We start from the raw sequence: 23,901 nt of genomic DNA, 5'->3' as shown, positions 1-23,901 counted from the left end.
CATCGCGCGCGGGCTAGAAGTCGATGGGATCCCGCTTGATCGGGCAGGTCATGCAGTGGCCGCCGCCGCGGCCGCGGCCCAGCTCGGCGCCGACGATGGTGACCACTTCCACCCCCTCCTTGCGCAGGGCGGTGTTGGTGGTGGTGTTGCGGTCGTAGGCGAAAACGACTCCGGGCTTGGCAGCCACGAGGTTGTTGCCGCTATCCCACTGCTGGCGCTCGGCCGTGTAGGCATCGCCACCGGTTTCCACCACGCGCAGCTTCCTCAGGTTGAGCGCCCTGGCCACGACATCGACGAAGGATTTGCTTTCCAGCGTGACATGAAGGCCGCCCTTGCCATTGCCGGGGCGCATCACCACCGGGTGCACCTGATTCATGATTTCCGGATAGAGCGTGACCAGGTCCCGGTCGGCGAAGGTAAATACCGTATCCAGGTGCATGGCCGAGCGGAGCTTGGGCATGGCGGCGACGATCACTTGCTGGGCCGCCTCTTGCTCGAACAGGGCGGTCGCCAGTTGCGAAATACCCTGCCGAGAAGTGCGCTCGCTCATGCCGATCAGAACCACGCCATTGCCCACCGGCATGACGTCGCCCCCTTCCACGGTGGCGAGGCCGTAGTTCGTGTCCGGGTCGCCCCACCAGACATTGAATTTCTCCTGGGTGAAGCGCGGGTGAAACTTGTAGATGGCGGTGGTGAGGAAGGTTTCTTCCTTTCTGGCCGGCCAGTAGAGCGGGTTCAGGGACACACCACCATAGATCCAGCAGGTGGTATCCCTCGTGTAGAGGGTGTTGGGCAGCGGGGGCAGTAGGTATTCAGTGGCCCCGTGAGCCTCCCGGGCCAGTTCCACGAATTCGGACTTTGCATATTCATCCGGCAGGTCCATGACCGAGACACCGCCGATCAGGAATTCTGCCAGTTTGCGCGGCTCCAGGCTCTCCAGATAGGCCCGGGTATCTTCCATCAGGCTCAGGCCCACATTGTTGGCTGTCACCTTGCGGTCGAGCAGCCACTTCCTGGCTTCCGGGATGGCGACGGTTTCCTCCAGCATGTTGTGCATTTCCAGCACTTCCACATCGAAGTCCCGCATCTTGGTCATGAAGTCGAAGTGGTCTCGCTTGGCATTCTGCACCCAGAGCACATCGTCAAACAGGAGGTCGTCACAGTTGGTTGGCGTCAGGCGCATATGGGCGAGGCTCGGGGCGCAGACCATGACGGTCCGCAACTGCCCGACCTCCGAGTGCACACCGAGTGTGGCTTGAGAGTTTGGCTTGGCTTTGGCCATGTGAGCAGGTCTCCGTCAGAGAGTGATGGTGCCGGTGGCGAGGCCGTAAATTCCGACGAGCGCACCGAGGATGACCATCCCGAACAGTAAAAGCTCTGGTGTCCTGAACGTGGTTAGTTTCAGCTCCCTTCTTGCAAGGATGAAAAGAAGGGTGCCGGGGGCGAACAGAATACAGGCCAGCAGCACATACTCGAGACCGCCCGCGATAATCATGAAGACGGCATAGATGGTTGCGATCAGCGCGAAGACCAGCTCTCGCTGACGCAGTCGCCGGGGATCGGACTCGTAGGTTTCGTTGCTCAGCGCCAACTTCAGTCCATAGCCTGCCACCAGCAGATAGGGGATCAATGTCATGGAACTGGTCATTTCCAGGGTCAGGTCGAAAGCATACTGGGCAAAGATGGTCAGGATCAGGAAGATCTGTACCAGGGCATTGGTCAGCCATAGCGCTGATGATGGGACGCCGTTTTTGTTCTCGTGCCCGAAGACCTTGGGTACCAGGTCGTACTTGGAGGCGGTGAACAGCGCTTCTGCACAGAGCAGCGTCCACGCCAGGTAAGCACCGAGTACCGAGATGATCAACCCGGCACTGACAAACACCGCCCCCCAGGTGCCGACAACTGCCTGCAATACACCGGCCATGGATGGCTGGCGTAGCTCAGCGATTTCGGGGCGTAACATGACTCCGTAGGGCAGCAAAGTGACGAGGATCATCAGGCACAGAACGCCAAGAAATCCCATTACAGTCGCCCAGCCTACATCTGCCCGGTTTTTGGCGTAGCGGGAAAAGACACTCGCACCCTCCACACCGATAAACACGAACACCGTCACCAGCATGGTCTTGCGAACCTGGCCCATCACATCGCTGAAGCTGTATTCGCTGCCACCCCAGAAGTTGACCGCAAACAGGTCTTTCTGGAACGCAGATGCCACGATGATGATGAAGATGATAATGGGGATGATCTTGGCGACAGTGACGATCTTGTTGATAAACGCGGCCTGCTTGATGCCGCGCAGGATCATGAAATGGATCGACCACAGAATGACGGATGATACAGCGACCGCGGTAATGGTGTTGCCTTCCCCAAAAGCGGGTATCGCTGCGCCGAGCGTCGATTTGATGAGGATGAAATAGGTCGTGTTACCCAGGCAACTGCCAGCCCAGAAACCAAAGGCCGCCATAAAGCCGATGTAATTACCAAATCCCTCTCTCGCGTAGGTAAAAATGCCGGCTTCCAGGTCTGGCTTTCGTACCGCCAGAAACTGGAAAACAAACGCCAGCATCAGCATGCCGGTACCGGCGATCGTCCAGGCAATCAGGGCGCCGAAAGGGCCGGTAGCATTACCGAAGGTAGCCGGCAAGGAAAAAATCCCGGCGCCCACCATTGAGCCGACAACCATGCCCATCATGGTGGTGCGCGTCAGGTTGTGCTCCGTCGCTGCTGACATAGGGACTTACTTACTCTTGGGGTTCTGAAAACAGTCTAGACGTCCCATTACACCTGCTGGCTTAGCGGGCTTCCTAGGTGGAAAGTAAGCGCTGATCACTGCCTGATCTGCGCTGGCGTCACCTGAGTACAGGTTTAGGTGCGCTAGCTTTCAGTCTCGGGCGAAGCCATCACTGCGTGAAATATCCCGCCAGTTTTTGCTTTCCCCGCTTTGTGCGCAGCGACAGGGTTCTGAGGTCCTATAGTTGAAAGTGATGAACTGGTTGATGAAAAAATGCTCTTCATCGGCCCGTTGGTAGTACACAGGGCATGGTTGGTAATCGTGGCACGTCTTTTTTTATTCATTTCACTCGCGATCGGCCTTATCGCCTGTGGGGATAAGGAACAGGCTGAGAAAACTGTTTCGCCCCCCTCCGTCGAGGTCGTGACCATCCGCGAGCATCAGGTGGTGCCGCGCTACGAGTATGTGGGCAAGGTGGAGGCCACGGATGAATATGAGGTGCGCTCACGGGTCTCCGGCCATATCGAGAGCCGGCACTTTGTCGAGGGGCAGCAGGTCCGTGAGGGAGAGCTGCTCTATGTGATCGACCCCCAGCCTTTTATGGCCAGGGTAGAAAACCAACGCGCCAACTTTGCCCAGGCGCAGTCGGCTCTGCAGGTCGCAGAGCGGAATTATCGCCGGGGCCGGCAGCTGGTTGAGACCGGAGCCATCAGCAAGGTTCAGATGGACGAGCTGGAGGGCACTTTCGAGCAGGCCCAGTCACGGGTTCAGGCGATCGCTGCTGACGTCCGCAGTGCCGAATTGGACCTGTCATACACCGAAATCCGTGCGCCGCTGTCCGGGCCCATCGGTCGCAGTGAGTTTCCCGAGGGTTCACTGGTGGGGCCTGATATCGAGACTCCGCTGACGACGATCGTGCGAATGGATCCCATCTTTGTGCGCTTCGAGGTGCCCGAGTCTGAGCTGTTTTCCGTTCGCTCCGAGGAGGCAGAGCGGCGCGCACAGGGGCTGGAACCCATCCGCCGTGATATCCGCATCAAGCAACCGGATGGCGAGTACTACCCGCATCCCGGGGTGATCGAGTTCGTCGACAACACCATCGATTCCTCCACGGGCACGGTCACCGTGCGGGTCAGTTTCCCAAATCCAAATCAGTTACTGGTGCAGGGCCAGTTTGCGCGGGTGACGGTATTGGTGTTCCGGGGGGCCGAGTCGGTGAAGCCCCTGATCCCGCAGGTTGCGGTGCAGGAGGATATGCAGGGGTACTTCTGCTATGTCATTGGCCAGGAAGACAAGGTCGAAAAGCGCTACATCGAGCTCGGGCAGCGGGAGGGCGTGCTATGGGCTGTGAAAAAAGGGTTGAGCGCGGGTGAGCGGGTGGTGGTCAGTGGCTTGCAGCGGGTGGCGATAGGGAAGCCCGTGGATCCGCAAAAGCCTTCGATGGATCCCTACGAGGATCTGAAGACGCGCACCCCTCCGCCTCGCCTCGAACGACGCATCAAACCGGATGAGGCGGAGCCATATGATGGATTGCCGCAGCCTCCACCCGGAGTGGATGATGGCTGGAAGTAAGATCTCGACCATACGGCTTGTGGCATGGGGGCATGAATGATCAGTGCATTCAGCATCCGGCGCCCCCGATTCGCATTCGTCATTTCGATTCTGATTACCCTGGCAGGGTTGCTGACCCTGCCACTTCTGCCTGTGGCCCAGTTTCCCGATATCACCCCGCCCACGGTACAGGTGCAGACAGTTTACCCCGGCGCTAGCGCTGAAGTGATGCGCGACAGTGTGGCCGTTCCATTGGAGTCCGCGGTGAACGGTGTCGAGGGCATGAAATACATGTCTTCCGTCAGCAGCAACGACGGCGCCTATGCGCTGCGGGTCGTATTTGAGAGCGGCTACGACGGTGATATTGCGCAGGTGAATGTGCAGAACCGTGTGCAGGAAGCGCTGCCGCAACTGCCGGAGGAAGTGAAGCGCAATGGCGTCAAGGTGCGGAAGAAGTCCACCGACATGCTGTTGATCGTCAATATCTATGCCGAAGAGGGGGCCAGCGAGGCGCTGGATCCACTTTTCCTGGCCAACTATGGCGAAATCTTTATCAAGGATGAACTGGCGCGTATCAACGGCGTCAGCGAGGTAAATATCCTCGGAGCCCAGGACTACGCCATGCGGATCTGGTTGAATCCCGACCGAATGGCCGCCCTGAATGTGACCGCGCAGGATGTCATCCAGGCGATCCGGGCGCAGAATGTCCAGGTAGCCGCGGGCAAGATCGGGGCGGCCCCGGCGAAAGAAGACCAGAAGTTTGAATATGCCGTCATCGTGCAAGGACGATTGGCCAAGGAGGAAGAGTTTGCCAAGATCAGTATCCGCTCGCGCGTCGATGGCAGCATCCTGCGTCTCGGCGATGTGGCACGAGTGGAACTGGGCAGCCGCTATTACGGCGCTTTCGGCCTGCTGGATGGCAAGCCCTCTACCGTCATGGGTATCTTCCAGCTGCCGGATGCCAACGCCGTCAACGTCTCTGAAGATGTTCATGCGCGTCTTGAGGAGCTGCGCCAGCGATTTCCCGAGGGGCTGCGGGCGGAAATCATTTACGACACCACAAAATTTGTTGAGGCTTCCATCGAGGAAGTGGTGGAGACACTGCTAATTGCCCTGGTGCTGGTGATCATTGTGGTATTTGTGTTTCTGCAGGACTGGCGCGCCACCCTGATTCCCGCCGTCGCCATCCCGGTCTCCCTGATCGGCACTTTTGCCGTGATGTTTGCGATCGGGATGACGATCAACACCGTGACACTGTTTGCGCTGATCCTGGCCATCGGTATTGTCGTCGATGATGCCGTCATCGTGGTTGAAAATACCCAGCGGTTGTTGCAGGAGGGCATGAAGCCCAGAGAGGCAGCCCTTCAGTCCATGAAAGAGGTCACGGGTCCCGTGATCGCCACTACCGCAGTGCTGCTCGCGGTTTTCGTTCCCGTGATGCTAATGCCGGGCCTGACCGGCAAGATGTACCAGCAGTTTGCCATTACCATTGCGGTGTCTGTACTGATTTCCAGTATCAATGCCCTGACGCTCAGCCCTGCGCTCTGCTCACTCTTGCTCAGGAAACAGGAGGGCACCAGTGGGGAGGGGCAAAAGACCGGTGGTATTTTCGGTTTTTTTAACCGGATACTGGAAGTGTTGTCCCGGATCTATACGGGCATAGTGGGGTTCTTTGTCGGCATACCTCTGCTTGGGTTGGCAACGGTCGCTGGTGTGGTTGCTCTGTGCTGGTACCTGTTCTCGGCCGTTCCCACCGGGTTTGTCCCGGATGAGGACAAGGGTTTTTTCATGATGCACGTGCAGTTGCCCGATGCCGCCTCGATCGAGCGCACCGAGCCGGTGGTGCAACAGATCACCGAGACGGTGCTGGAGCAGGAAGGCGTGGCCCATGTGATCGCGGTGCCCGGCTACAACCTGCTGTCCAACACACTCGCCTCGAACGCGGCCATGATGATTGTAATGCTGCATCCCTGGGAGGAGCGCACCGATCCAGAGTTGTTCCAGTTCGCGATCATGAATCGTGTTCAACAGCTGATGGGTGGCATTACCTCGGCGTCTGTAGGGGCATTTCCAGTGCCGGCATTACCCGGGCTGGGCGCGGTCGGTGGGTTTTCCTTTGTGCTCGAGGACCTTCAGGGCGGCAGCATTACAGAGTTGGCTGAGGTCATGAAGGAATTACTTGCATCGGCTAACCAGCGGCCGGAAATTGGCTCTGCCTACACTACCTATCAGTCGGCGACACCCCAGCTGCGGCTGATCATCGACAAGGACCGCACTCATACCCTCGATCTGCCGCTGGAGAATGTGTACACCACACTGCAGGCCTATCTCGGCGGTATTTATGTGAATGATTTCAACCGGTTTGGCAAGGTATTCCGTGTACTGGTACAGGCGGATGCACAGTTTCGCAGTGATGAGACGGTGTTAAGTGGTTTTTTTGCCCGCAATCGCGCCGGTGACCTGGTCCCCATGAATGCGTTGGCAGAATTCGAGCCCATGGTGGGGCCGCTCAGCATCAACCGCTACAACCTCTACAACAGTATCATCATCAACGGTAGCCAGGCCCCGGGATATTCCAGTGGCGACGCAATGAAAGCGATGGAAGAGGTCGCGGGGCAGATGCCCCAAGGCTACAGCTTCGAGTGGACCGGCTCGAGCCTCGAGGAAATCGAGGCCGGAAATATGGCACCGATCCTGTTCACGCTCGCCCTGATATTCGCCTACCTGTTTCTGGTGGCGCAGTACGAGAGCTGGGCAATACCGATTGCCGTACTACTGGCTGTTCCCATTGCCATCGCCGGTGGCATGTTTGCCGTTTGGATCATGGGCCGGGAAAATAACCTCTACACGCAGATCGGGGTGGTGCTGCTCATCGCGATGTCTGCCAAGACCGCGATCCTGATGACTGAATTTGCCGTGGTGCAACGGCAGGAAAAGGGGTTGTCGATCAGGGATTCGGCCCTTGAAGCGACCCGCCTGCGTTTGCGCGCGGTGCTGATGACGGCACTCTCCTTTGTCCTCGGCATTTTCCCCCTGGTCATCGCTACCGGAGCCGGTGCCGCCAGTCGGGTTTCCCTGGGTCTGGTGGTGTTGGGCGGTATGCTGGCTGCCAGTATCTTTTCCACCTTCCTCGTGCCCGTCTACTTCGCCCTGGTGCAGCGTGTGCGCGAATGGGCGAAGCGTGGGCGCGGAACAGGAACGACCGACATAGAGCGGACCCTGGAATCCTGACCAGCCTTGTGTTGGCCGCCGACGATTGGAACAGGTTCCTGTGCAGTTTGTGCGCAGACGAGTCAATGGCGGAAAAAGCCGGGCACAGGATAGAATGGCAGAGAGCTGGTTTTCCGGAGTATGGTGCTGCCAATATGCTTGCAGGCTTGGCGGCATGCTAAAAATCTTATGTTGGCTGAAATTGAGGCAAAATTTTCTACCCTGCGGGCAAAGCTTGAGGGCAGGGTTGCCAGGGGGCCCGATCTGGAGGGGCACGCAGCAGTATTGCTGGCCCTGACCGACGAGCCGGATCCGGAGGTCATTCTGACCCTGCGCTCACAACATCTTTCCACCCATTCCGGTGAAGTGTCTTTTCCCGGTGGCCGCTGGGAGCCCGGCGACCGGTCATTGAAATACACAGCCCTGCGGGAGACCGAAGAGGAAATTGGGCTGCCACCCGAGGAGGTACGAATCCTGGGCCCGCTCTGGCCGCGCTCCACCCGCTGGAATGTCCGCGTCACGCCGTGGCTGGGTGTGGTGTCGGCGGACGTGGAGCTGTACCCCAATCCGGGAGAGCTGGACGCGATCTTTCGTGTACCGCTATCGTTTTTCCTGGAGGATCCGCGGATCCGCACCGATCGCATCACCATCGACGAGCATGCCATCTACCTTCCCGCCTACCAGTTCCAGGACTACGAGATCTGGGGTTTTACGGCGGGCATCCTGACCGAATTCCTGGTGAAGATCCTCGACGCTGATATTACCCACCGTAAGGATGTGCCGTTGCGCGCATTGAACTGATGCAACCCGCCCCGGGTAGAAGAAGCCCACCGTAAGGGGAAGCGGGTTTGCAGACCGGGGTCGGTTCATTGGGGCGGTGACGCAGCGGCTGCAGTGAGCGAACCCGGGCCGTATACTGTGGACCGGTTTTCACCGAGTTCTGCCATGCCGAGACCCAAGTCCGATGTTCCCCTGAGCGAGGTGCACTGGGGCGCACTCAAGACCCTGTTTCCCTACCTGCTGGAATTCCGCCGCGCGGTGATTCTGGCACTGTTATGCCTGGTAGGCGCCAAGCTGGCAAGCGTGGCGCTGCCGTTTTTACTCAAGCATATCGTCGACGACCTGGATGCGGCCGGCGGTATTGGTGCCGCCGTGGCACTTCCCCTGGGGTTGTTGCTCGCCTACGGTGCCGTGCGTTTCTCCAGTGTCCTGTTCGGAGAGCTTCGGGACACGATCTTTGGGCGTGTGACAGAGCGGGCACAGCGTCGCATCGGACTCGAGGTATTTGAGCATCTGCACAAACTCGACCTCGATTTTCATCTCAACCGCCGCACTGGCGGGCTATCCCGGGACATAGAGCGCGGCAATGCCGGTATCGGGTTCCTGATGCGCTTCATGGTCTTCAACATCGTGCCGACACTGTTGGAAATCGGCATGGTGGCGGGGTTGCTCTGGTGGAACTACAGTGGTGTCTTTGCCCTGCTGGTGCTGGGTGCGGTGGTAATTTACATCGGTTTTTCCGTGGTAGCCACGGAATGGCGTACCCGTTTTGTCCGCGAGCTCAACCAGGCCGAGAGTCAGAGCAGCAGCCGCGCTGTGGACAGCCTGCTCAATTACGAAACAGTCAAGTATTTCGGCAATGAAGACTACGAGGCCGGGCACTACGATCGGGAGCTGGCTTTCTGGGAGCAGGCACGGCGCAAGAACCGCCTGTCGCTGTTCGGCCTGAACGCTGGCCAGGCCCTGATCATCGCCAGCGCCATGGCCACAGCGATGATCCTCGCGGCCATGAGCGTGGTTTCCGGTGATATGACCATCGGCGACTTCGTTCTCATCAACGCCTTCATGATGCAGATCTTTATCCCGCTGAACTTCCTCGGTTTCGTTTACCGGGAGATGAAAGGTTCCCTCGCCAATATCGAGAAGATGTTTGCTCTATTGCGGGTTAAGCCCGCGATCGGAGATCCGGCGGATGCACCGGACCTGCAGGTGGGGCAGGGGCGGATCATCTTTGACGACGTGCATTTTGCTTATCGGAAAGATCGTGAAATTCTCAAGGGAGTCAGTTTCACGGTAGAGCCGCGGCAGAAGGTGGCCATCGTCGGGGCCAGCGGTGCCGGAAAGTCGACCCTGTTCAAGCTGCTGTTCCGGTTTTACGACCCGACATCCGGGCGTATTACCATCGACGGCCAGGATATCGCTGCTGTAAGCCAGTCGTCCCTGCGTGCCGCCATCGGTGTCGTGCCCCAGGATGCGGTGCTGTTCAACCAGTCGATCCTTGAAAACGTGCGCTATGGTCGGGTCGGGGCCAGTGACGACGAAGTAATGGAGGCCATTCGTCACGCCCAGCTGGAGAGCTTTATCCGGCAGCTGCCAGAGGGCGTGAATACGCTGGTAGGGGAGCGGGGGCTGAAGCTCTCGGGTGGCGAGAAACAGCGGGTGGCCATTGCCCGCGCGCTGCTCAAGCACCCACCTATCATGGTCTTTGATGAGGCCACTTCGTCCCTGGACAGCCGCTCGGAGCAGGGCATCCTCGGCGCCCTGCGGCAGGTGGCGTCGGAGCAGACCACCCTGGTGATCGCCCACCGCTTGTCCACGGTCGTGGATGCGGATGTGATCCTGGTGCTGGACCAGGGCCGGGTGGTAGAGCGGGGATCCCACTCGCAGCTGCTGTCAGAGGATGGTCTCTACGCGTCGCTGTGGCGGCTGCAGCAACAGGAACGACAAAGCCGGGTCGACAACGACATGCCGGACGCCTGAGTCCTGTCCTCCGGGCTTGCCACTGTCTTGATAAAAATCTGGTGCCGCCGTAATGTGGCGCCGGACCATTACAGATAACAGGCAGGATTTCTATGAAAACCGCTAAGATCACCGCCGCCCTGATGGCGCTGGCACTGGTGAGCGCCTGCTCGCCCCGCGATGAGCAGCAGCCCCGCAACGCCGGAGAAGCCCCGGCAGCTCAGGTTGAGTCCCAGAGCGAAACCGCTTCCGAGCAAGCGGAGAGCAGCTCCCGGTTCGATATCTATGTACCGGTAGAGTTGAATGCCGATCTCTCCGACCTCTCTGACGACCAGCGGCAGATGATTGCCAGGCTGATCGATGCCAGTGAAATCATGGACCGGCTGTTCTGGCTGCAGTCCTTTGGCCCGGCGGATCAGCTGCTGCCAGAGATCGATGACCCGGCCAAGCGCAAGTTTGCCGACATCAACTACGGCCCCTGGGACCGGCTCGCCAACAATGAGCCATTCGTAGAGGGTTACGGGCCCAAGCCTCTCGGGGCCCGGTTCTATCCGGAAGATATGACCAAGGCCGAGTTTGAGGCCTGGGAACAGCCCGGCAAGGACGGACTGTATTCGCTGGTGCGTCGCGATGATCAGGGCAACCTGACGCTTGTGCCCTATCACGAGGCCTACAAGGCCGACCTGGAGAAGGCTGCCGGCATCCTGCGTGAGGCCGCCGGGCTGGCAGAGGATGAGCAGTTCGCCAACTACCTGAACATGCGTGCCGAGGCGCTGATAACCGATGATTTCCGTCCAAGTGATATGGCCTGGATGGACATGAAGAACAACGAGATCGACGTGGTGATCGGTCCCATCGAAAACTATGAAGACCAGCTCTTCGCCTACCGTACCGCTTATGAGTCCTACGTACTGCTGAAGGACATGGAATGGAGCGAGAAGCTGGCCAAGTTCGCCGCCTTCCTGCCTGAGTTGCAGAAGGGGCTGCCGGTGGATGAAAAGTACAAGTCCGAAGTGCCCGGGACCGACTCTGACCTGAACGCGTATGATGTTCTGTATTACGCAGGTCACAGCAATGCCGGCTCCAAGACCATTGCCATCAACCTTCCCAATGACGAGGAAGTGCAGTTGGCCAAGGGCACCCGGCGCCTGCAGTTGAAGAACGCCATGCGCGCCAAATTCGACAAGATCCTGGTGCCGATCAGTGAGGTGCTGATCGCTGAGGACCAGCGCAAGCACATCACCTTCCCGGCCTTCTTCTCCAACACCATGTTCCATGAAGTGGCGCACGGGCTGGGTATCAAGAAGACCGTGACCGACGGTGCCAACGTGCGCCAGGCCCTGAAGGAGACTTCCTCTGCGCTGGAAGAGGGCAAGGCAGACATCCTCGGCCTGTACATGGTGACCCGCCTGCACGAGAAAGGGGAGCTGGAAGAGGGCGAGCTGATGGACAACTACGTGACCTTCCTCGCCAGTATCTTCCGCAGTGTGCGCTTTGGTGCAGCCAGCGCCCACGGTAAGGCCAACATGATGCGCTTCAACTACTTCAAGGAGCAGGGCGCGTTTACCCGTGATCCTGAGTCCGGTCAGTACAGCGTCGACTTCGACAAGATGCAGGAGGCCATGACCAGCCTCTCCAACCTGATCCTGACAATCCAGGGAGACGGCGATTACGAGAAGTCCAAAGAGCTGCTGGAAGGCAAGGGCGTAGTTGGTGCAGAGCTCCAGGCCGATCTGGACCGGCTCGCAGAAGCGAGTATTCCGGTGGATGTGACTTTCGTGCAGGGCAAGGAAGTGCTCGGGTTGCAGTAAGCCCTCCTCTCCTCACGTTTCAGAAGCCCCGCAGCAGCGGGGCTTTTTGTTTCTCGGCTATCGCTACCCCGGTGTACCCCCGTCATTCCCGTCATCCCGGCGAAAGCCGGGACCCAGTCACTACCTGCAGGACAGCGGCATCACCCGCTGCAGGCGACCCACGATATGGCGCCATTGAGCCAATTTTGGCCTGCCTCCCTGCATCAGGAAAATGTACCCCACACAAGATTGCGCTGGTCAAGCCATTTGCCAGGGGATACGATCTGGATTGGGTTAACACCCCGTCAGACTTTACGGTTGTTGTTTGTCTGGTGGCCCGGAGAAACGGGTTCAACCGCATGACGCATAAATTGATTGCTCCAGGGACTGATTCGATTATCGATCAAGGAGATTTGTCATGAAATTTGGGGTTCTGTTATTCGGCTTCGCTTTAGCTCTTCCGGCATCTTCCTATGCAGTTGACCATGCCCTTGGTATCGAGATCGGCCCCGCAGGCGTCTCAGGAAGTCCGTGTGCGAATTTTTCAACGATTTCTGATTGTGACGACAGCGATCAGGCGTTCCGTCTTTTTTATGGCCTGAGGCTTTCGGAACAATTCGAACTCCGGTTGGGAAGCACATTTTTTGACGTTCGCTTGACGGGGGACGTCGACCCGATTTTTAACGCCCCCAGTGTAAGCTCGAGTATTACTGATGCTTCATTCTTATGGCGAAAACCCATCAATGAATTGGTCCAGTGGCACGTGAAAGGCGGCCTCGGATATTGGGAGGAAAACCAATCCGGTGGTGCTTTTCTTGTTGGGGGCAACAGCTCAAGCGGCATAACACCAATGGCTGGCTTTGGTGCCGAGCTGGGCAAGGGACATTTAAGAGTGGGCCTGAATGTAGACGCCTACCCGGGTGTGGCCGAAACGGATCTGCTGTATTTCGCCAGCGCCGGTTTGCAATTTGTCTGGTAGCCCGGCCCGGATATCGGGCAATACAGCGTGATTACAAGAAACCCGGCTCCGGCCGGGTTTTTTTGTGCTCTCTGAAAGATATATTCAGACCAAAAGTTGGAAACCTTTCACTCGGGGCGCCCGCATTCAGAGCAAAAAAAAGCCCCGGCGATGCCGGGGCTATGGGCAGGTGACGTAGTTGGTTTATTGGAGTGGTGCCATACAGGCCATGTAGACATCCAGCTGGTTCAGCTCCCCGGGCAGGCTGCCGAGACGCAGTCGTACCTTGTTGAAGTCCTTGTCCGTGGCAATCACGATCACCCGCTGATTGACGGCGCCGTCCACTTTGAAGGCCACCAGTGAGCTGCCCGAGGAGCTGTCACCGGTGGCTGTGCCGTTGAGCCAGGTACTGATGGTGATGGTATTCAGCAGCACCGTATCCAGCAGGCTGGTGGGTTTCTCCACCAGGAAACCGATCATATGGCGGCCCGAAAGCACGGATGCCTTGGTGACGTCGATATAGGCGTAGCCCCCGGCATCGGCAGTGACTTCGATACGTGCCGCATCCGTGAGCACGCTGTTGGTGACCCGCCCCGGGCTGGTCACCGAACAGCCCACACAGGGCTCGACTTTGCCGCTGGCGAGCCGGGAGTCGCTGGTGGTAATCGGCTGGAAGTCGCCGAAAGACGCACAGCTTGCGGCCTGCTCGTCATCACAGACATCACCGATGCCATCCCCGTCAGTGTCGGTCTGATCCGGGTTGGGGGTCTGCGGGCAGTTATCGGCATTATTTTCGATACCGTCCCCATCAGAATCGGTATCGCAGACATCACCGTTACCATCGCCATCCGCATCGAGCTGCGCAGGGTTCGGAATGGATGGACAGTTGTCCCCGTCGTTTTCGATACCGTCGCCATCCCGATCGAGGTCGCAGGCATCGCCGGTGCCATCACCATCGCTGTCTTGCTGACCGGCATTCGGATCGAGCGGACAGTTGTCGACGTCATCATTGACACCGTCACCATCCAGATCCTCGTCGCAGGCATCGCCGATGCCGTCACCGTCTGTGTCGGCCTGGTCATCATTGGCGGTCATTGGACAGTTGTCGATGTCGTCGTTGATGCCATCACCGTCTGTATCCGGGTCACAGGCATCCCCCAGACCGTCGCCATCCAGATCCAGTTGGTCCGGATTCGCCGTGACGGGGCAGTTGTCCGAGCCGTTGTCTACGCCGTCGCCATCGAGGTCGGTGTCACAGGCATTCCCGTTCCCGTCACCATCCAGGTCTGCCTGGTCGCCGTTGGCGTCAGTGGGGCAGTTGTCGCTTTCGTTGCTGACTCCATCTCCATCGATGTCATCGTCACATGCGTCCCCGATCCCGTCGCCATCGCTATCTGCCTGATCGTTGGCAATGTTCTGACAGTTGTCTGCATCGTTATCAGTGCCGTCTCCATCCACATCGCTGTCACAAACATCTCCTAAACCGTCGCCATCCTGGTCAGCCTGCTCAGGGTTGGGGATGGTGGGGCAGTTGTCAGACTCATCGGGAACGCTGTCCCCATCGCTGTCGGTATTACTGTCACAGGCGTCTCCAAATTCATCCCCGTCAGCGTTTTCCTGGTTTGGATTGGAGATGGCGGGGCAGTTGTCCTCGTCGTTGACAACGCCATCACCATCGCGATCGTCGTCACAGGCATCCCCGATACCATCGCCGTCAGCGTCTTCCTGCGCGTTGTTGGCGAGGAGGGGACAGTTGTCGCTCTCATCTGGAGTGCCGTCGTTATCGTCATCGGAGTCGCAGGCATCCCCCAGGCTGTCATCGTCACGGTCTTCCTGGCTGGTATTGGCGACTGATGGACAGTTATCGACGAGATTGTCTACACCGTCACCATCCTCATCACTGTCACAGGCGTCTCCGAGCCCGTCGCCATCGAGGTCTGCCTGATCCTCATTGCTGACTGCTGGACAGTTGTCCTCACTATTCGAGGTGCCGTCACCGTCGCGATCCGGATCACAGGCATCGCCGATACCATCGCCATCGGTGTCTGTCTGCCCTTGATTGGCGGCTAGCGGACAGTTATCGGCGCCGTCTTCCACACCGTCATTGTCATCATCAGTATCACAGGCATCACCAATGCTGTCGCCATCCAGGTCTTCCTGCCGGGGGTTGGCGACTGACGGGCAGTTGTCCACATCATCCTCGAGGCCGTCGCCATCCTCGTCAGTGTCGCAGGCATCGCCGAACGCATCGCCATCCAGGTTGGCCTGGTCGCTATTCTCGATCGTGGGGCAGTTGTCGACTGTGTCATCGACGCCATCGTTATCATCATCGGCGTCACAGGCATTGCCGAGGCCATCGCCATCGGTATCAAGCTGGGAGGGATTGGCCGTGGTTGGGCAGTTGTCAGCGTCGTTATTGTCGCCGTCGCCATCGACGTCATCATCACAGGCATCGCCGATGCCATCAGCGTCCAGGTCTGCCTGATCGCTGTTGGCGGTATTGGGGCAGTTATCGGCCTCGTCCGGGATGGTGTCGCCGTCACTGTCGGTATTGTCATCGCAGGCATCACCGAAACCATCATTATCGGTGTCGGTCTGGTCGCTATTGGCCGTCAGTGGGCAGTTATCCGTGCTGTTATCGACGCCATCGCCATCGCGATCGCTGTCGCAGGCATCGCCGATGCCGTCGCCGTCCTGGTCGGCCTGGTCCGCATTGGCTGTCTGTGGGCAATTGTCATCGATATCGCCGACATCGTCGCCGTCATCATCATCGTCACAGGCATTGCCTGTGGTGTCACCGTCCGTATCGAGCTGGTCTGAATTGGCATCTACCGGACAATTGTCAGCACTGTTGCCAATACCATCTCCGTCGGTATCCGTATCACAGGCATCGCCAATGCCGTCACCGTCCAGGTCTGCTTGGTCCGGGTTGGCAACCGCAGGGCAGTTGTCCTCGTCATCGCCGAGGCCGTCGCCATCGGAGTCCGTCAGTGGATCACAGGCATCGCCGATGCCGTCGTTGTCGGCATCTTCCTGCCCGGGGTTGGCAATGTCGGGGCAATTGTCTCCCGGGTTGTTGTCATCGGGATTGTTGTCCACACCGTCGCCATCGCGGTCGCTATCGCAGGCATCGCCGATGCCATCATCATCCAGGTCCTCCTGCCCGGTATTGGCGTCGGTGGGGCAGTTGTCCACGCTGTCCTCAACGCTGTCACCGTCATCGTCGCTGTCGCATGCGTCGCCGATGCCGTCGTTGTCGGTGTCAGTCTGGTCCGGGTTCTCTACGGTGGGGCAGTTGTCCGAGCCATCGTCGAGGCCGTCATCGTCGGTGTCGCTGTCCGCATCACAGGCGTCGCCGATGCCATCGTTGTCCTGGTCATCCTGTTCCGGGTTGACGATTCCAGGGCAGTTGTCGTTGCTGTCGGTAATGTCGTCGCCATCGCGGTCGTTATCGCAGGCATCACCAATACCGTCGCTGTCCAGGTCGCTCTGGTCATTGTTCGGCACTGCCGGGCAGTTGTCGGCTTCGTTGTCGATGCCGTCACCGTCCAGGTCATCGTCGCAGGCATCGCCGATGCCATCCCCGTCTGCATCCGGCTGATCTTCGTTGGGCACGGCCGGACAGTTGTCGCTGCCGTCGTCGATGCCGTCGTTGTCGTCATCGGCGTCACAGGCATCGCCCGCTCCGTCGCCATCCAGATCTCCCTGCCCCGGGTTGGCGACGGCAGGGCAGTTGTCCGCTTCGTCGGCAACGCTGTCCCCGTCTTTGTCCGTGTCACAGGCATCCCCGGTGCCATCACCATCCAGGTCGGCCTGGTTGGTGTTCACTGTCTCCGGGCAGTTATCACTGGTGTCCTGGATGCCGTCGCCGTCGGTATCGACGACAGTCTGGGGTTGTGTGTCGGTGGGTGAAGTCTGCCTGGCCGTGTTGACGTCGGCACTACAGGCTGTCAGGTGCGCGAACAGGAGCACGATTGCAGCGAGAAACAAACGCTTCATGGAGAATCTCCGGAGAACAAAGTCCTTTTTGTTATCTTCCTGAGGTTGGAGAGGTATCGGAGATAGGGACAACAATGGCCGCAGTGCCGGCATGGGGTTTCTTCCTGAATCCCATCGCCGGTAGCCACCTGTTGACAGTGCCTACAACGTTACTTCCCTGTAACCCCGGGGTGTCGCCGATTCGCTGGCGACCCCCTTCCTTATAATCAGTCGATATAGCCGAACGTTTTAAAGCTTTTATCTATCCGTGAAGCGTTTCTAATCCAAATTTAGAACCAAGTCTAAGGTTTGGCGTGCAACTGCTCGACTTTGACGGCGATTTCCTTTCTCGCGATGAAAATCGGTTCGTAAGCACTCTCTGCGGCCCATCGGGAGTCAGTTCCGGATATGGCTAGTTGGCACCCCCTGGCACCGTTAGACTGGGTGTCAGGAGGAGGGGAGCATGAGACTGGACCCTGAAACATGTGCGCGGGCGCGCCTGGCCCGGGACAGTCGCTTTGACGGGCGTTTTTTCGTTGCCGTGCGCACTACCGGAATTTTCTGCCGCCCCATCTGCCCTGCCAGGCCGCCGCTGGAAAAGAATGTGACCTATTACCGGACCGCGGCCGAGGCCACCCGGGCCGGTTACCGTCCCTGCCTGCGTTGTCGGCCCGATGCGGCACCCGGCAGTCCCGCCTGGGGACTCGTGTCCACCACGGTGCGCCGGGCACTGCAATTGATGCGCAGTGAACGGGAAGCCGTGTCCGTCGAGCGGCTCGCAGAGCGCCTTGGTGTGAGCAGCCGCTACCTGCGCCGCCTGTTCTCCGAGCACCTGGGAACCAGCCCGCTGGCCATCTGGCAGGCGGAGCGGGCACTGTTCGCTTACGGGCTGCTGCGGGATACCGGCCTGCCCGTGGGGGATATCGCGTTCGCGGCGGGGTTCGGCAGCCTGCGTCGTTTCAATGCCGTGTTTAAACAGGTTTATCGACGCACACCGACCGAGGTGCGCCGGGAGGCAGAAATGCCAGCACCGGAGGGTGGCAGGTCGTCGGTGCGACTGTATCTGCATTACCGACCGCCGTTCCACTGGGAGCAGCTTCTGGCATTCTTCCGCCAGCGGGCCCTGCCGGGGGTGGAACAGGTGGTTGACGGTATCTACCAGCGAAGCTTCACACTCGAGGGCAGCTGCGGGCTTGTGCGCGTCCGGCATGAGCCGGCAAGCCGTCGACTGGCGGTCGAGATACAGGGGCAGGTGGGCACCGCCCTGTACCCGATCAGCCAGAAATTGCGTCGCCTGTTCGACCTCGACGCGGACACGGACGAGATCGACCGGGTGCTGAGCCGGGATCCCCTGCTGGCGCAGCAGGTGCGCCGGTGCCCGGGTACCCGCTTGCCGGGCGCCTGGGATCCGTTCGAGTACGCCCTGCGAGCGATTCTCGGCCAGCAGATTTCCGTGGCTGCGGCCACGACCATCGCCGGTCGCGTGGTGGACCGGTACGGGAGTGCCTTCCACGATGACGCCGGCAATGTGCACAGGCTGTTTCCCTCCGCCGCCCAGCTGGCGGGAGCGGATTTCAGCGGTCTCGGGCTGACCCGTAAGCGGGCGGAAACCCTGCGCGGTTTCGTGGAGGCGACGCTGGCTGGCCATGTCGATTTCGACACACCGGATCTGGAACAATGGTGTGCTCAGGTCACCGCACTGCCCGGCATCGGTGACTGGACGGCCCACTACATCGCCATGCGCGGTCTGTCGATGCCCGATGCCTTTCCCGCGTCGGACCTCGGCATCCTGAAGGCGCTCGGGAAGGGGCAGGAGAAGGCGCGACCAAAAGAGGCAGAAGCCCGCGCCGAAGCCTGGCGGCCCTGGCGGGCTTACGCCGCCCTGTTGTTATGGCAATCACTGAGCCCGGAGAATCAGGCATGACGCACTACAAGGTTTATGAGACGGCTGTGGGACCGGTTGCCATCGCAGCGGATGAGGCGGGGATCGTCGCGGTGCAGCTCCTTGCCGGCGCCTCCCGTTGGGAGGCGCCGGCCGAATGGGCAAACTCCGCATCTGCCCTCACGGATCGTGCCGCGAGGGAACTGGCCGAATACCTGGCCGGTGACCGCCGCCAATTTGACCTGCCCCTGAATCCCCGGGGCACGGAGTTCCAGCGCCGTGTGTGGGCTCTGTTACAGGCCATCCCCTACGGTGAGACCCGCAGCTACCGCGAGCAGGCGGAGGCACTGGGCAATGTGAAAGCCATCCGCGCGGTGGCCCGGGCTAACGGGGCCAACCCCATCGCCATCGTGATTCCCTGCCACCGGGTCATCGGCGCTGACGGCTCCCTGACCGGCTATGCCGGTGGGCTGGACATGAAAGCGCGCCTGCTGACCCTGGAGGGCGCACGGTTCGTGGACCAGCCCCGCCTGGTCTGATCGCCGTTGGCAACAGCAGCCCGGGTGGCGCTGGTCATCACTGCCCGCGACCGGGATAATAGGGCGCTTGTGCCGCGCAACGGATCCGGAGGTCAGATGCTGTACAGACTGGGGAAAGAAGAGCCAAAGCTGGAGGGTGAGGGGCACTACATTGCACCCGGGGCCCACGTGATCGGCAATGTGCGGATGCTCAGTCACAGCTCCGTCTGGTTTAACGCCGTGGTGCGGGGAGATTGCGATGAGATCACCATCGGCGAGTACAGCAATGTTCAGGACGGTGCCGTCCTGCATACTGACCCCGGCGTGCCGCTGACGATCGGCACCGGTGTGACCATCGGCCACAAGGTGATGTTGCACGGCTGCACCATTGGCGATTACAGCCTGATCGGTATTAATGCCGTAGTGCTCAATGGAGCGAAGATCGGCAAGTGCTGCGTAATCGGTGCCAATGCTTTGGTGACGGAAAACGCCGAGATACCCGATTACTCGATGGTACTGGGCAGCCCGGGTAAAGTGGTGAAGACCCTGGACGAATCCATGTTCGAGCTGCTCAAGGCGAGCAGCGATCACTACGCCGGCAATGGCAAGCGCTTTGCCGAAGAACTGGTGGCGATTGCGGAATCCTGATGGCCGAGAAAGTTTTGCCCGAAGTTGTGACGGCCGAGCGGCCGGTGCGCTCCCCCTGTATTTCCGTCTGTGCCCTGAACGAGCAGGATATCTGCGAGGGCTGTTTCCGCTCCGGGATGGAAATCAGCCGCTGGGGCACCATGAGCAACGATGAGCGCCGGCAGATATTGAAGACTTGCACCGAGCGGGCCCGCGCCATGGGCCGGCTCTGGTAGCCCGGCTGCTGGCAAACCCAGAAAACCCACTGCATTCAGGCTGCGCGGGCTACGCCCCGCGCAGCGCACCCGCAACAGCACGGGTGACATCAACGTAATAAGAACTATGACCCAACCGTTTGTTCATTTAAGAGTCCATTCCGAATATTCCCTGATCGACGGCCTGGTACGCATCAAGCCGCTGGTGGCCCGTGCAGCCGAGCTGGAAATGCCGGCCTTGGCAATCACCGACCAGACCAACTTCTACGGCCAGGTGAAGTTCTACAAGGCGTGTCTCGGCGCTGGTATCAAGCCCATCACCGGTGCGGATTTCTGGCTCAGTGAGGGAGGCGAGGAGAACCCCACGCTCATCACCCTCTATGCCATGAACAAGGAGGGGTACCGCAACGTCACCGAGCTGATTTCCCGCGCCTGGATGGACGGCCAGTACCACGGCAATGCGTATATCCGCCGTGAGTGGCTGCCCGAGTATGCGGAGGGGGTGCTGGCGCTGTCCGGTGCCAAGTACGGCGATGTGGGCAGGGCACTGGTCGCTGGCCGCAAGGCCCAGGCACAGGAGTTGGCCGCCGAGTGGGCGCGGATCTTCCCCGGCCGCTACTACCTGGAGCTGCAGCGCACCGGCCGCCCGGGCGACGAGGACTACCTGCATGCAGCGGTGGCGCTGGCGGAACAGCTGCAGCTGCCGGTCGTGGCTACCAATGATGTACGCTTCCTCGAAGAGAGCGAGTTTGAGGCTCACGAGGTGCGGGTCTGTATCCACGATGGCCGCACCCTGGACGATCCCCGCCGTGAGCGCCGGTACTCCCCGGAGCAGTTCCTGCGCAGCCCTGAGGAAATGCAGGAGCTGTTCAGTGATATTCCCGAGGCATTGCAGAATACGGTTGAGATTGCCCGCCGCTGCACTGCACCGATACAGCTGGGCAAATACTTCCTGCCGGAGTTCCCGATCCCCGACGGTATGACCGAGAACCAGTTCTTCGAGAAGGTTTCGTTCGAAGGGCTGGACCGGCGCCTGGAAAAGATCCTTGACCCGTCGGCGCCCGATTATGCCCAGCAGCGCAAAGTGTATGAAGACCGGCTGCGCTTCGAGCTGGATATCATCATCCAGATGGGTTTCCCGGGTTACTTCCTGATCGTGATGGACTTTATCCAGTGGGCTAAGGACCACGACATCCCGGTGGGGCCGGGGCGGGGTTCCGGTGCCGGCTCCCTGGTGGCCTACTCGCTGGATATTACCGATCTGGACCCGCTGCAGTACGACCTGCTGTTCGAGCGGTTCCTGAACCCGGAGCGGGTCTCCATGCCCGATTTCGACGTCGACTTCTGTATGGAGAAGCGCGACCGGGTGATCGGCTATGTGGCGGATCACTATGGCCGCAACGCGGTGAGCCAGATCATCACCTTCGGCACCATGGCCGCCAAGGCGGTGGTGCGGGATGTGGCGCGGGTACAGGGCAAGTCTTACGGCCTGGCCGACAAGCTGTCCAAAATGATCCCGCCGGACCCGGGCATGACCCTGCAGAAGGCCTTCGAACAGGAGGAGGTCCTGCGGGAATTCCTCGAGACCGACGAGGAAGGGCAGGAAATCTGGGAGATGGCCCAGCAGCTGGAGGGTGTGGCCCGGAACGTGGGCAAGCATGCCGGTGGCGTGGTCATCGCCCCCACCAAGCTGACAGATTTTGCGCCGCTCTACTGTGACGAGACTGGCGCGGGTCTGGTCACCCAGTTCGACAAGAACGACGTGGAAGACGCGGGCCTGGTGAAGTTCGACTTCCTCGGCCTGCGCACCCTGACCATCATCGACTGGGCCAAGGTGATGGTGGACGAACAGCGTGCCCGCGAAGGCAAGGAGCCGCTGGTCATCGAGGCCTTGCCACTGGATGACCCCGAAACCTACCAGATGATCAAGCGGGCCGAGACCACGGCGGTGTTCCAGCTGGAATCCCGCGGTATGAAGGACCTGATCAAGCGCCTGCAGCCGGATAACCTCGAGGATATGATCGCCCTGGTGGCCCTGTTCCGCCCGGGTCCGCTGCAGTCGGGCATGGTGGACGACTTCATCAACCGGAAGCACGGTCGCGCCCAGGTGGCCTACCCGGACGCCAAGTACCAGCACGAGAAGCTCAAGCCGATCCTGGAGCCCACCTACGGGGTGATCGTCTACCAGGAGCAGGTGATGCAGATCGCCCAGGAACTCGCCGGCTACACCCTCGGCGGCGCCGACATGCTGCGCCGGGCCATGGGTAAGAAAAAGCCCGAGGAGATGGCCAAGCAGCGGGAGATCTTCGCCAGCGGTGCGAAAGAGCAGGGCGTCGACCCCGACCTGGCGATGAAGATCTTTGACCTGGTGGAAAAGTTTGCCGGCTACGGCTTCAACAAGTCCCACTCCGCCGCCTATGCCCTGGTTTCCTACCAGACCGCGTGGCTGAAGGCGCACTATCCGGCACAGTTCATGGCCGCCACCATGTCCTCGGACATGGACAAGACCGACAAGGTGGTGACATTCATTGAGGAGTGCCGGGCCATGGATCTGGTGCTGGTGCCACCGGATGTGAATCTCGGCACCTACCAGTTCTCGGTCGACAAGGACAACCGCATCATCTACGGCCTGGGCGCCATCAAGGGCCTGGGCGAGGGCCCGATCGAGAACATCATTGCGGTGCGCAGCGAAGGCGGGCCGTTCACTGATCTGTTCGACTTCTGCTCCCGTGTGGATCCGCGCAAGGTCAACAAGCGCGCCCTGGAAGCCCTGGTGCGCTCCGGCGCCCTGGACAGCATCGGTCCTTCAGCGGAGGGCATGGACGGCCTCAACTATTCGCGGGCAGTGATGTTCAACGCGCTGGACGAGGCGGTGAAGGCCGCCGAGCAGCAATCCCGCAACGCCAGTGCCGGGATGATGGATCTGTTCGGCGAGGTGGTGCCCTCGGCTTCCGATGGCGATGTCTACGCGGATTTCCGCCGCGCACGCCCCTGGAGTATCCGCGAGCGTCTCGAGGGAGAGAAAAACACCCTGGGCCTGTATCTCACCGGGCACCCGATCGACGAGTACGAGGACGAGCTGCAGCACCTGGTCAAGGCGCGCATCGCTGACCTGAAGCCCGGTCGCGAGGGCCAGAAAGTAGCCGGGCTGGTAGTCGCCATGCGGGTGATGAAGACCAAACGAGGCGATTCCATGGCCATCGTGACCCTGGACGACCGCAGCGGCCGTATCGAGGCGGCGGTCTTCAGTGAGGCGTTTGGTGAACATCGCGAGAAGCTGGTCAAGGATGCCCTGCTAGTGCTGGACGGGCCCATCTCCCACGACGATTACAGTGGTGGCTTGAAGATGACCGTCAACGGAGTCTCGACGCTGGATGAACTGCGTCAGGGCAGTGTGGCGGGTGTTCGTCTGCGGCTCGACAGTGCCAGCGCCCCCGCCGGCCTTGGCAAGCGGCTGGCCGCCTGCCTCAAGCCCTACACTAATGGTCCGGCGAGCAATTGTGGCGTGTGCATGGAAGTGGCACGCAGCGATGCCCGCGGCCTCTACCGCCTGCCGGCGGACTGGCAGGTGGAGCCAAATGACCAGTTGGTGCAGTCCCTGCGCGAGCTGATCGGTCGCGACCGGGTCATTTTGGACTACAAGGAGCGGCGATAATTACCCCCAGGGTCGACTGGCTGGTTCTCGAAGAGTAAGCTATGCCG

14 protein-coding genes are annotated in these 23,901 nt (G+C 60.1%); 11 read left to right on the top strand and 3 right to left on the bottom strand.

Features of this window, described 5'->3' with window-relative positions; genetic code table 11:
• Window positions 1–13: 13 nt before the first annotated feature.
• On the bottom strand, window positions 14–1,282 hold the full coding sequence (gene arcA / locus LVD12_RS04540) for an arginine deiminase (RefSeq protein ID WP_237065998.1): 1,269 nt from the start codon (window positions 1,280–1,282) through the stop codon (window positions 14–16).
• Window positions 1,283–1,297: 15 nt separating this feature from the next.
• Window positions 1,298–2,731: a basic amino acid/polyamine antiporter gene (locus LVD12_RS04535; RefSeq protein ID WP_237065997.1), complete on the bottom strand. Its 1,434-nt coding sequence runs from the start codon at window positions 2,729–2,731 to the stop codon at window positions 1,298–1,300.
• Window positions 2,732–3,052: 321 nt separating this feature from the next.
• On the opposite strand from LVD12_RS04535, the gene LVD12_RS04530 reads away from it, so the two are divergent.
• The 6 genes from LVD12_RS04530 (at window position 3,053) to LVD12_RS04505 (ending at window position 13,000) form a co-directional block, all read left to right on the top strand.
• The gene (locus LVD12_RS04530; protein WP_237065996.1) at window positions 3,053–4,303 is read left to right on the top strand and encodes an efflux RND transporter periplasmic adaptor subunit; all 1,251 of its coding nucleotides are present in this window, start codon (window positions 3,053–3,055) and stop codon (window positions 4,301–4,303) included.
• Window positions 4,304–4,339: 36 nt separating this feature from the next.
• Entirely contained in the window at window positions 4,340–7,513 is a 3,174-nt protein-coding gene (locus tag LVD12_RS04525; protein WP_237065995.1) for an efflux RND transporter permease subunit, read from the top strand.
• A gap of 168 nt (window positions 7,514–7,681) precedes the next feature.
• Complete coding sequence (locus LVD12_RS04520; RefSeq protein WP_237065994.1) at window positions 7,682–8,293, top strand: NUDIX hydrolase; 612 nt, start codon at window positions 7,682–7,684, stop codon at window positions 8,291–8,293.
• 144 nt (window positions 8,294–8,437) lie between these two features.
• Window positions 8,438–10,252: an ABCB family ABC transporter ATP-binding protein/permease gene (locus LVD12_RS04515; protein WP_237065992.1), complete on the top strand. Its 1,815-nt coding sequence runs from the start codon at window positions 8,438–8,440 to the stop codon at window positions 10,250–10,252.
• A 92-nt stretch (window positions 10,253–10,344) separates the two neighbouring features.
• A complete protein-coding gene (locus LVD12_RS04510) occupies window positions 10,345–12,042 on the top strand; it encodes a DUF8614 domain-containing protein (RefSeq protein ID WP_237065990.1) in 1,698 nt (565 codons plus the stop codon).
• Between the two features lie 397 nt (window positions 12,043–12,439).
• Entirely contained in the window at window positions 12,440–13,000 is a 561-nt protein-coding gene (locus LVD12_RS04505; RefSeq protein ID WP_237065988.1) for a hypothetical protein, read from the top strand.
• 183 nt (window positions 13,001–13,183) lie between these two features.
• Here LVD12_RS04505 and LVD12_RS16310 read toward each other — a convergent pair whose 3' ends face one another.
• A complete protein-coding gene (locus LVD12_RS16310) occupies window positions 13,184–16,978 on the bottom strand; it encodes a thrombospondin type 3 repeat-containing protein (protein WP_237065987.1) in 3,795 nt (1,264 codons plus the stop codon).
• A gap of 442 nt (window positions 16,979–17,420) precedes the next feature.
• Here LVD12_RS16310 and LVD12_RS04495 point away from each other — a divergent pair, with 442 nt between their 5' ends.
• From LVD12_RS04495 to dnaE, 5 genes are all read left to right on the top strand, one after another.
• On the top strand, window positions 17,421–18,881 hold the full coding sequence (locus tag LVD12_RS04495; protein ID WP_237065986.1) for a DNA-3-methyladenine glycosylase 2: 1,461 nt from the start codon (window positions 17,421–17,423) through the stop codon (window positions 18,879–18,881).
• Entirely contained in the window at window positions 18,878–19,378 is a 501-nt protein-coding gene (locus LVD12_RS04490) for a methylated-DNA--[protein]-cysteine S-methyltransferase (RefSeq protein WP_237065985.1), read from the top strand. The genes LVD12_RS04495 and LVD12_RS04490 overlap by 4 nt, the downstream gene beginning before the upstream one ends.
• A 96-nt stretch (window positions 19,379–19,474) precedes the next feature.
• Window positions 19,475–20,005: a gamma carbonic anhydrase family protein gene (locus LVD12_RS04485; protein WP_237065984.1), complete on the top strand. Its 531-nt coding sequence runs from the start codon at window positions 19,475–19,477 to the stop codon at window positions 20,003–20,005.
• Complete coding sequence (locus LVD12_RS04480) at window positions 20,005–20,220, top strand: DUF1289 domain-containing protein (protein WP_237065983.1); 216 nt, start codon at window positions 20,005–20,007, stop codon at window positions 20,218–20,220. The genes LVD12_RS04485 and LVD12_RS04480 overlap by 1 nt, the downstream gene beginning before the upstream one ends.
• A 106-nt stretch (window positions 20,221–20,326) precedes the next feature.
• The gene (dnaE, locus tag LVD12_RS04475; RefSeq protein ID WP_237065982.1) at window positions 20,327–23,854 is read left to right on the top strand and encodes a DNA polymerase III subunit alpha; all 3,528 of its coding nucleotides are present in this window, start codon (window positions 20,327–20,329) and stop codon (window positions 23,852–23,854) included.
• Window positions 23,855–23,901: the final 47 nt, after the last annotated feature.

This window comes from Microbulbifer guangxiensis (genome assembly GCF_021729075.1).
GTDB lineage: Bacteria > Pseudomonadota > Gammaproteobacteria > Pseudomonadales > Cellvibrionaceae > Microbulbifer > Microbulbifer guangxiensis.
Note: the sequence above shows the minus strand (reverse complement) of the source record. Positions and strands in the feature narration are given on the sequence as shown.

What these genes read in the sequence shown, in the direction of transcription:
- arcA (WP_237065998.1), bottom strand. Translation starts at nt 1,282, where the DNA reads ATGGCCAAAGCCAAGCCAAACTCTCAAGCCACACTCGGTGTGCACTCG.
- LVD12_RS04480 (WP_237065983.1), top strand. Translation starts at nt 20,005, where the DNA reads ATGGCCGAGAAAGTTTTGCCCGAAGTTGTGACGGCCGAGCGGCCGGTG.
- LVD12_RS04505 (WP_237065988.1), top strand. Translation starts at nt 12,440, where the DNA reads ATGAAATTTGGGGTTCTGTTATTCGGCTTCGCTTTAGCTCTTCCGGCA.
- LVD12_RS04495 (WP_237065986.1), top strand. Translation starts at nt 17,421, where the DNA reads ATGAGACTGGACCCTGAAACATGTGCGCGGGCGCGCCTGGCCCGGGAC.
- LVD12_RS04485 (WP_237065984.1), top strand. Translation starts at nt 19,475, where the DNA reads ATGCTGTACAGACTGGGGAAAGAAGAGCCAAAGCTGGAGGGTGAGGGG.
- LVD12_RS16310 (WP_237065987.1), bottom strand. Translation starts at nt 16,978, where the DNA reads ATGAAGCGTTTGTTTCTCGCTGCAATCGTGCTCCTGTTCGCGCACCTG.
- dnaE (WP_237065982.1), top strand. Translation starts at nt 20,327, where the DNA reads ATGACCCAACCGTTTGTTCATTTAAGAGTCCATTCCGAATATTCCCTG.
- LVD12_RS04515 (WP_237065992.1), top strand. Translation starts at nt 8,438, where the DNA reads ATGCCGAGACCCAAGTCCGATGTTCCCCTGAGCGAGGTGCACTGGGGC.
- LVD12_RS04525 (WP_237065995.1), top strand. Translation starts at nt 4,340, where the DNA reads ATGATCAGTGCATTCAGCATCCGGCGCCCCCGATTCGCATTCGTCATT.
- LVD12_RS04510 (WP_237065990.1), top strand. Translation starts at nt 10,345, where the DNA reads ATGAAAACCGCTAAGATCACCGCCGCCCTGATGGCGCTGGCACTGGTG.
- LVD12_RS04490 (WP_237065985.1), top strand. Translation starts at nt 18,878, where the DNA reads ATGACGCACTACAAGGTTTATGAGACGGCTGTGGGACCGGTTGCCATC.
- LVD12_RS04520 (WP_237065994.1), top strand. Translation starts at nt 7,682, where the DNA reads ATGTTGGCTGAAATTGAGGCAAAATTTTCTACCCTGCGGGCAAAGCTT.
- LVD12_RS04535 (WP_237065997.1), bottom strand. Translation starts at nt 2,731, where the DNA reads ATGTCAGCAGCGACGGAGCACAACCTGACGCGCACCACCATGATGGGC.